This window comes from Mycolicibacterium novocastrense (assembly GCF_001570485.1).
Classification (GTDB): domain Bacteria; phylum Actinomycetota; class Actinomycetes; order Mycobacteriales; family Mycobacteriaceae; genus Mycobacterium; species Mycobacterium novocastrense.
This window is the reverse complement of the sequence record NZ_BCTA01000118.1, coordinates 1-9,225: the sequence shown is the minus strand read 5'-3', so window position 1 is coordinate 9,225 and position 9,225 is coordinate 1. Positions and strand designations below refer to the sequence as shown.

7 protein-coding genes and 1 pseudogene are annotated in these 9,225 nt (G+C 65.6%); all 8 read right to left on the bottom strand.

The annotated features are described in order from the left end of the window. Positions 1–187, bottom strand: a pseudogene (locus tag RMCN_RS30725) (hypothetical protein); the annotation flags it as partial. Between the two features lie 65 nt (positions 188–252). After that, positions 253–795 (bottom strand): site-specific integrase, encoded by a 543-nt coding sequence (locus tag RMCN_RS30720; protein ID WP_067397019.1) that lies wholly within the window; start codon positions 793–795, stop codon positions 253–255. 124 nt (positions 796–919) lie between these two features. Further along, entirely contained in the window at positions 920–1,753 is an 834-nt protein-coding gene (locus RMCN_RS30715) for an alpha/beta hydrolase (RefSeq protein ID WP_067397017.1), read from the bottom strand. A gap of 3 nt (positions 1,754–1,756) precedes the next feature. Then, the gene (locus RMCN_RS30710; RefSeq protein WP_067397023.1) at positions 1,757–3,019 is read right to left on the bottom strand and encodes an IS256 family transposase; all 1,263 of its coding nucleotides are present in this window, start codon (positions 3,017–3,019) and stop codon (positions 1,757–1,759) included. Positions 3,020–3,363: 344 nt separating this feature from the next. Beyond that, a complete protein-coding gene (locus tag RMCN_RS30705) occupies positions 3,364–3,822 on the bottom strand; it encodes a hypothetical protein (RefSeq protein WP_067397015.1) in 459 nt (152 codons plus the stop codon). After that, complete coding sequence (locus tag RMCN_RS30700; RefSeq protein ID WP_067397013.1) at positions 3,819–6,017, bottom strand: site-specific integrase; 2,199 nt, start codon at positions 6,015–6,017, stop codon at positions 3,819–3,821. The genes RMCN_RS30705 and RMCN_RS30700 overlap by 4 nt, the downstream gene beginning before the upstream one ends. After that, positions 6,014–7,735, bottom strand: coding sequence for a hypothetical protein (locus tag RMCN_RS30695; RefSeq protein ID WP_067397011.1), 1,722 nt, complete (start codon positions 7,733–7,735; stop codon positions 6,014–6,016). Before RMCN_RS30695 ends, RMCN_RS30700 begins: the two co-directional genes overlap by 4 nt. Further along, on the bottom strand, positions 7,735–9,204 hold the full coding sequence (locus tag RMCN_RS30690; protein ID WP_110765982.1) for a site-specific integrase: 1,470 nt from the start codon (positions 9,202–9,204) through the stop codon (positions 7,735–7,737). The genes RMCN_RS30695 and RMCN_RS30690 overlap by 1 nt, the downstream gene beginning before the upstream one ends. Positions 9,205–9,225 lie beyond the last annotated feature (21 nt).

The following is a 9,225-nucleotide window of genomic DNA, read 5'->3' as shown; positions in this document are numbered from 1 at the left end:
GCCGGACGGTGGTGGCGAGGGCATCCATCGCAATGCGCAGGTGGGCGATCTCGGTGGTGAGTCCGGTCAGGGTGTGTGCTTCCTTGCCGCGGGCTCGATGCTCTTCGATGATCTGTCGTAGGTCACCGTTGCGGTAGAGGGTGGCTCGACCAAATCCGGTGCGGGCCGCAACGTCATCGAAGGTCACCTGTCTGCCGGCGAGAATGATTGCTGCGCAGGCATCTTCGACTTGCTGACGCCGTTGTTGGGGTGTCATCCGGTCTGTGTCTGACTAATGTGGGCGTCCAGGCGTGCGATGAGTCGACGGTGGCGTTCGGCTTCCTCGGTCCAGCCACGGGCTTCGGCGTCGCGAGCCAGCGTTTCGGTGTCAGCGCGCTGAGCGGCCAGGACGGGCAGATAGCCGGTGTCGGTGCGGAAGTTGGGACAGTGTTCGCAGATGTTGGCGTAGGCGCACGGGCCTTGGACTTGGGCACGGATGCAGAAACCCCCGGCCAGGCGGGCCTTAATGGCTGGTGCGTCTTTCCAGTCGCCGTCGACGATCGGCAGCGAGGTCCGGCCTTGTGGCGGATCAGTGGGCAGGGTTCCCAGATGGGCCTTCGCCGCGGTCAGCGCACGTTCGTATTCGGTGCGCACGGTCGCGTCGAAGAGACGTCCGTAGCGCAGACTCATCTCAGCCGAGACGTGCCCGAGCAGAGCCATCAGACTCTGCAGCGAGACACCAGCGTTGACCAAGGCAGTGGCGTAGGTGTGGCTTGTCTCCGCAGTGACCGTGTGCGGTTGGGTTCGTGTTGCCATTGAACTCGGCCGATCCTGCTGCAGGGTTTGCAATGCGGCTCGCCGAGCGTGTAGCGATAAGGACGGTTCGCATGTGACAGATGTCACTGTGGTGAGTTCGTGTCCGCATGCGGTCGGCAATTCGTTATCCCGATTGGAGTCGTTTCCTCGCAGGGTCATGTGTTTCAAGCCATGTATGAATGTGTTCAGCGACGGCGACCCATCCCGGCTCCAGCATTACGTCGTGGCCAATTTCGGGGAAGATCTGCGCTTCGGTGCGATATGCACGTGCTGTTGAACGCACTTCCTCTGTCGTGAAGCAATCGTCGGATTCCGCGCCCAGCACCAGCAAGGGTGTGGTCACGCGCTCGGGACGGGGCAGATTAAGAACCATTGCGTCGAGCGTGATTCGTCTACTTTCGTCCTGGATCTGACCGGCGCAGTGCGCGACCGTTGACTCCGGAGTCCTTGCGGAGAAGAACTTTTCACGGACGGTGTCGGGGGTATTGAACATGGCCGACGACTTGCCTGTGATGAGCGCTTTCGTGAGTCGCCACGGGTGCTGCATTGTAAAGCGGAGAAGGAAGCCGGCGATTCCTCGAGGGGGTACTGAGGCGACCAGCACACCGGCGGGCGCTTCGTGCGACTCGAGATACTTCTGCACCACGTAGCCGCCCATCGAGTGGCCGATCACCACCGGTCGTGTGGGCAAGCTGTCTGCGACTGACGCGACGTCGTCGACGTAGTCGGTGACCGAACAGTTGCGCAGTGCCTTTGTTGTGGGGCTGCCGCCATGGCCGCGGAGGCTCACCGCTAGCGCGCGGTAACCCTTGTCCGCGAAGAAGTCCAGGAAGTGTTCGTCCCAGCACCACGCGGCGTGCCAGGCTCCGTGGACGAACAGCAACGGATCTGGATGCGCGTCACTGCACGACCCCTTGTCGATGGGACTGTCAGATAAACGGTGGATCTGACTTGGCATTGGTTAGTTGCCAGTCGGAGTGATCCGGCCACCGAAGGTGATCGCGAACGCGTTGAGTGCGGGCTTCCACCTCATTGCCCATCGTGCCTTACCGCGGCCGGTGGGGTCCAGGGATCGGGTCACCAGATAGAGACACTTCATCGCGGCCTGCTCGGTCGGAAAGTGCCCACGGGCCCGAATCGCCCGCCGGTAGCGGGCGTTCAGTGATTCCACCGCGTTGGTGGAGCAGATAACGCGACGGATTTCGACGTCGTAATCCAGGAACGGCACGAACTCGGTCCAGGCGTTCTCCCACAGCTGGGTGATCGCCGGGTACCGAGCACCCCATTTCTCGGTGAACTCGGTGAAGCGCTCCTTGGCCGCGACCTCGGTCGCTGCGGTGTAGACCGGCCGGATGTCCTTGGCGATCTGGTCCCAGTATTTGCGCGATGCGTACCGAAAGGTGTTGCGCAGCAGATGAATCACGCACGTTTGCACCACCGCGCGCGACCACACCGTGTTGATCGCATCGGGTAGTCCCTTGAGTCCGTCGCAGACCACGATGCACACGTCGGCGGTGCCGCGGTTCTTGATCTCGGTGAGCACCGACAACCAGAACTTCGCCCCCTCACCGCCGTCGCCGGCCCACAACCCGAGGATGTCGCGCTCCCCGGCACAGGTCACCCCGATGGCCACGTAGACGGGCCGGTTGGCGACCTGACCGTCGCGGACCTTGACGTTGATCGCGTCGATGAACACCACCGGGTACACCGACTCCAGCGGCCGGTTGCACCATTCGGTCATCTCCTCGATCACCTTGTCGGTGATCTTCGAGATGGTGTCCTTGGAGACCGTGGCGCCGTACACGTCGTCGAAGTGCGCCGCGATCTCTCCGGTGGTCAGGCCCTTGGCCGTCAGGGACAACACGATCTCATCGACGCCGGTCAAACGGCGCTGACGTTTGCGGACGATCACCGGATCGAAGGTGCTGTTGGTGTCTCGTGGTACCTCGATCTCGACCGGGCCGATCTCGGTGAACACTGTCTTAGCCCGGGTGCCGTTGCGAGAGTTGCCACTACCGCGCCCGACCGGGTCGTGCTTGTCGTAGCCGAGGTGCTCGGCCATCTCCGCGTCCAGCGCGGTCTCGAGGACGTTCTTCGTCAACTGATTGAGCAGGCCACTAGGGCCCACCAACTCCACACCTTGCTCCTTGGCTTGAGCGAGCAACTGCTCGGCAAGCTGCTTGTGATCCACATCGATCGCCACGGGTTCGAGTGTTTCGGACATCATCAGTCCTTCCCGCCAAGCTCACGCCCGGCGTGTCAGACCAAGACCAGATCCACCGTTATTCCGACAGTCCCTTGTCGATCACTTCGAGCATGAGCGTGCTCCTCGTTTGGGGCATCGGCAAAGCGTCGAGGCCCTGTGGGTTAGCTGCAATGACGCCGACAATAGCTTCTGGCCTGGCAGTAGACGGCCCGAATTGCTCATCCATTTTTGCGCGGTTGCCTTCAGGTTCGTGTCGCGTTTGAGCTCGGCCGACCCTGATGCCGGGTTCACAGTGCTGTTTGGCGCGCGTATTGCGACGAGGGCGGCTCGCCTATGACCGATGCCGGTGTGGTGAGTCCGGGTCAGCATGGGCCGATGAGCTTCTGCCGTGCTCGTGGTAGGTGGGTGACGTTGACGTTCGGATCGGTAAGGGTGCGAAGCCGCTCGATCTCTTCGTGTTGCGCGGCGAGTCTCGCAAGCGCGCGGGTTCGGAAGTCGGTGAGTTCGCCGATCGTGGTATTCGCTTGCGCCAGGCGGTGTCTGAGCTTGTCGACATCGGTGTTGAGTCGTTGGATCTGCGCCGCTTTCGGATCGGGTGTCTGGCCGCAGTCCTGCAGCTGTTGTAGCCGGTCTTCGAACTCGGTGCGTAGGTGTGCGTAGGGGCGGGTGCCGTAGAAGGCGGTGCGGTCGACGCCGGCCTCGCGGGCGAGGGTGGTGATGTCGCAGTTCCCGCCGGGTGGGATCTCTCCGCGCAGCAGCCGGTCCATGGCGGCGCGGATGCGGTGCTCGGTCTGGTTGCGTTGGGCAGCACTGATCCTCATGACGGGTCCTCGCTGGCGGTGGGTGTGGTGGCGGCATCGATGTCGGCGATGACCCGCAGGGCGCGGTCGTAGTCGGTGGTGAGGCGGTCGCGTTCGGTGGCGCGGGTCTTGCCGAGTTGGCCGAGGAAGGTCTTGGTGTGTTCGGCGTGCTCGGCCCAGACGGGTCGGTGAACGGCGTGGTGGGTGGCCTGCGGGCAGCGGGCGGAGTCACACATGCCGATCATCGGCTGTGTCGCGGTCGGGGTGCCGGCCAGTTTGAGGCAGAGGGCCCGGGATGGGTCGGTGAACCAGCAGTAGTTCGCGGGGCCGATGTGCAGTGCCTTGGCGCGTTTGGATAGCAGGTTGAGGATGTCGCGGTCGTTGCGCTGGACTTTGGGCGCCGCGGCCGATTCGGCGGTGAGGTCGGCGTCGACGGCGGCGAAGAAGTCGGTGAGGTTTCGGGCGCCGGGTCCGGCGGGCAGGATGCCGTCGCGGTAGTTGTGGAACTCGGCCAATATCAGTTGAAGGTTGCGGTCTGCTTCGTGCTTGTTGACCTCGGCCAGCAACTCGGCTTGAGCACCGCCCGGGCGGGCGGCGTAGCCTTCGGTTGTTGCGGTCGCGATATGTTTGAGCTGCAGTTTTGCCGCGAGAACCCCGGCTGGGCGGTATGCCAATTCCAGCGCGATCGTTCTTCTGAGCATCCGCAGTGAGACTGGTCCCTCGGGGATCGGGGCCAGGCCCAGGCGTTGTCCTGCCGGGGAGTTGACCCAGTTGCGGAACCAGATGGTGCGGACGCGGAAGCTGAACCGGGACAACAGTAGAACATCTTCGCGGGGATCGTCGTGCAGTTGCTCGATGAGTTCGACCGCGCGGAAGGCGGGTTCGATGATGACCCATTCGTCGTCGGTGCCGCCGAGGGGTTGGCCTTTGACGATCTTGCTGGCGATGCGGTAGCGCTTGAGCCCGGGGATGGGTTCCTCGATCGGGCGGCGGCAGCCGACGCGCAGTTCCATCAGTTCACTGCTACGCATCCCTGATGACGCCGCGAGCACGATGATCGCGGCTGTTCGGACGACCCCGACCACGGCGACGGCCTGCGAGCGGTGCAGCGGTAAGCTCCAGGGCCGTGTCGCGCCGTCGGGTGTAGGCGCGTCTTCAGCGTTGCGCGCGAAGACCTTCTCGACGCCGACCGCGGCGAGGGCGTCGGTGAGTGGTCCGCGCAGTCGCGGCATCCAGCGGGACTCGATGTTTCGGCGGCCGGCTTGCCTGGCCAGAATTCCGGTGGCGACGGGCAGCAGTGGGTCGTCGGCCGAGCATCCTGCCGCCAGTCTTTTGGTGATGTCATGGTCTTCGTGTTGGGGCAGCGGCGTGCCGGTCGTGGTGTAGCCGGCCAACACGGCGAGGATGTCGTCGACAGGTGCCGAGGTGAGGGGACGCAACCCTTCGGCCCTTGCCGAGTGGAGCCGGTCGTGTTCGCGGATCTGCTGGTTCAGATTCACCGCGTGTGGGCCGAGGATTTGCACCAGGTGCAGCGCCGCCGCAAGCATCGGCTGCAGGATTTCGTCGGCGACGGCTGGGGTGGTGTTTCCGTCACGGCCGGAACGCATTTCGGCGACGGCGGAGGCCGATGCGCCGCCCCAGGGCCGAAGATCGGCGCGCACGCGGTCGGCGCTGAACAGATCTCGGTAGTTGACCAGGTCGACGACGATCTGAGCGGCAGCGCGTCGAACCGCGGGGCTTTGTTCACCGACGACGTTGCCGTTCTCGTCGAGGATGTAGCGGCGGAATGCCAGGTAGGCCTCGCAGGTGTGGGTGTCGACCTCGGCCAGCGTGGCGGCGTGTCGGCCGTCGAGCCAGCGGAAGAATCGGGTCAGCTCGTGGAGCCGCCCGATGCAGCTGCGTAGATGCAGCGGTGTGCGGTATGCCCTGGGCAGTTGCGCGACGGCGGGATGTCGCGGGCACAGGGCGGCGATGATCAACTCCTTGGCGACCAGGCGCCATCGCGGGTCGCCGATCACGGCGAAGTCGAAGCGGCGGTTCACCAAAGGGATTTGGACCGCCAACCCGACGACCTCGGTGAAGTCCCATAAGTCGTCGTCGAACAGCGGGCGGCGAATGCCGTCGGGCAGTGTCAGACCCGCCTGCAGACAGACGTCGGCGCCGGTGAACGGTGATGGCCGGTGTTCGTCGGTGCTGTCGGTAGCGACGGTGGTCATGCGGTGCGTTCCTCTGGGCGAAGGGGTATTTCGTCGTCGGTGTCGGTGACCCGGGAGGCCGCGGTCGTGAGTTCGGCGGGGTCGAACCGGCCCAGGATCTGGTCGATGCGGGCGGCGTAGGGCCCGAAGACAGCCATGAAGTGCGCGGCCGGCATCACCTGCCATTGGCGGGCGAAGAATGCCTTGAGCCGCAACAGGTTCACCGCGTGCCGTGGCGCGAACACCGCCAGCGGGCAGAGCAGGCAAACCCACGGCCTGGCCGGACAGGGTTTGCCGACCGGACCGTGCAGCCCGGCCAGTTGATCACCGCATGCTGCGGTGAACACATCGCGCGCGCCGCCGACCAATTCGGCGAGGGCGTGGTCGTCGAGATTCATCGCCGCCACCAGTTGCGGGTAGCCGTCGGCCAGCGCGGCGGCGTCCTCCTCGGTGATCACCGCGGGCGGATGCGCGCGGCGCAACAGATCGTGCTGGGCATCCTCGATCACCGTCTCGACCGCGTGCCGTTGGCCCGCGGTCGTCACCGACAGGTAGTGATCGCCCTCAACGGCGGGCGTGTGGTTGGGGTCGATCGTGGCCCGCGCGTTGCCTGTCCAGGTCTTCTTCTCGCGCATCGCGTGGTGAGTGGTGCGGATGCGTGCTCGATGGATCTTCAACGGCCGACAGTCGGCGCCGAGCAGGCCGTGGCGCCCGACCCATCGCTGGATGCCGACACGGTCGATCTCGCGGATGAGGAAGGGTTTGCCGACGTAACTCAGCCCCAACCACAACCGATCGCGGTCGGCAGGTGCGACCAGGCCGCGCAGCAGCGACGAGTGCGACAGCCACTGCTCGAGCAGCCGGACCGCCGGACGCGGCAGGTTCAGGCTCTCCGCGGCGGTGCGGCGTTTGACGTAGGACAGCAGCACAGTCGAGTCCCCGGCCCAGTCGATGTCATCGACCCCCAAATCGGCGATGCCGTCCGGAACGATGCCGGAGTAGACGCCGAACAGCAGCCGGTAGGCGATAACGACATCCAGGTGCGGGAACACCGCCCGCAGGGCGTCATAGAACGCTGGTGGTCGGCGATTGTGAAACACGCTGTGCGTCACGCCGATCGCGCGGGCGAACACCGGCGTGCTGACCGGGCCGAGTCGTGCCAACAGCCAGCAGAAGTTCTCCCACGTCCAGCCGGACTCTCGCGGATCACCACCCTGCTCGGTCGCGGCCAGCGCGCGGCGGTGCACCGCATATGACTCATCCACGACCTGGCTGCAGGCAGTGATGAGACGCTGCCATTCGACCTCGGGATAGGGCGGCAGCGGCCGACGAAAGGGCTGGAGATTGAAGTGCCGACCCGCCGCCAGCTCCAGCACTCCGTCGCCGAGCGTGCCACCGGACCGGGCGAATCCCTCCACCAGTGCGCGGGTAAGGGCCTCCAGCCGTCTGGGTCCCGCCATCCAGAACTGCGCGAGCTGCCCGCGGCGCAACTCTCCCGCGCCACCGGTGAAACCCTGCTCAGCTAGTGCGCGAACCATCGCCCGCAGAGCGCGCGCGTAGCCCTCGACCGTTCCGGCCGAGTCGGCGCTGCCGTGCGGATGAATCAGCTCCACCAGCCCGACGGCCAGATCACGCGCCAACCGAGGGTTCGGCAACCCCGCCAGATCGAACTCCGCGCGGCTGCCGTCACTGAACACACAGCTCAGGCCCAGCGGTTCGTCGGTCACCCTCGTCGGCATCACAGCTCCTCGTCGATGTCGTCATCGAATTCGGCGTCGGCTTCCCGCTGTGCTGCGGTACCGTCGACGAGTCCGGCTGCCGCGCCTTCGGTTTCGAAGGCTTGCCGGTAAATCCGTGTTGTATCAAGGCGTTTCAGGTATTTCTCGGTGGTCAGAACGGTCGAATGCCCGAGCAGATCGCGCAGCACCAGCAACGGGTCGGCCTTGGTCAGGTAGAAGATCAGCGCCGCGTCGGCGTCGGTGTCGCGCACCAGCTTCGCCGCCTGCCGGTAATAGCCGGTCACCAGATACTCCAAGGTCTGCATCGAGAAGCAGTGACGAAGCCGATGCGGGTGGACGTGCGGGAACCGCGGCTCGAACCTCGCTCGGATCCGATCGGCGGTGCGTTCGAACACCGTGGCCCACGCTGTGAACGGGCCACCGCCGGCCTTGACCGCCAGCAGGCACGACCCGCCCTCCGGTGCCACCAGCCGCCGTCGCTCCGCCGGGGTGAGCGACTCCCACGGCCGGCGAACACCGTTGATCCGGCCGCCGCGTGCGTCCGGCTCGGTGACCATCAGCGGCTCACCCCATCGCCGCGGTGGCCGCCAGCTCGATTCTTCGGTCGCCGCGGCGCGGTCCAGTTGCAGGTAGTCGTGCAGCCCGACCAGGGCGTCGTAGGAGATCCAGGTGGTGCGGAACTTGCGGCCCTTGGTGATTCCCGCCGGCACCGGGAACGGGATCGGGATGGCCGTCGGCGCGGGCGGCAGCGTCGGGATCTCCCACGGCAGTAGGTGGGTGAACTCGCCCAGCCGTAGTCCGGTCGTCAACGCCAGATCACCGACCGCGGCGTTGCGGGTCATCTCCCTTCCCGCGAACCCCGTGTCCGGGCTGCCGTCGGGCGCCAAACCCCGCAGTCCCTTGCGGAACAGGTCGATGAAGTCCGGCTCCAGATACTTGAGGGTCACGTGCGGTTTCGGAGTGCGGCGCACCGCCAGGTTCACTCGTACGTCCCGGCCGGTGCCGGCGAAGACCGCACGCGCGGACCGGTAGGTGAACGGTTCGGCCGTCGCGCGTCCTTCCTCGATTGCCCACCGGTAGAACAGCGACAGGATGCTCATGTGCTGCGCCCACGTGGTCGCCGCGAACCTCGCCCGGATCGGCCCGGCGGCGCGGTGCTCGGCGTAGCGGCTCAGCCCGGCCTTCAATCGATCCCGCGAATCAAACAGTCCCACACCATGTTCCGTCAAGAACTCGGTCCACTCCTTGACCGCCCGCGCGTAGTTCTCCCACGAGCTCGGCGCTGGCGCCCCACTGGCCGGTAACTCGCGCAGCCACCGGTTCACCACCGACGCTGGCCGCGCCGCGCCTGGACCGTCCTCCAGCAACAAGTCGTCATCAATCAGAAACGGCATGCTCTCCGGAATCACTGGCCGGTGCTCGACACCCCAGGACTGCCAGCCCTGCGACGAGAAGAAGCTCAAGATCACGAGCGGTCACATTAGGAACGC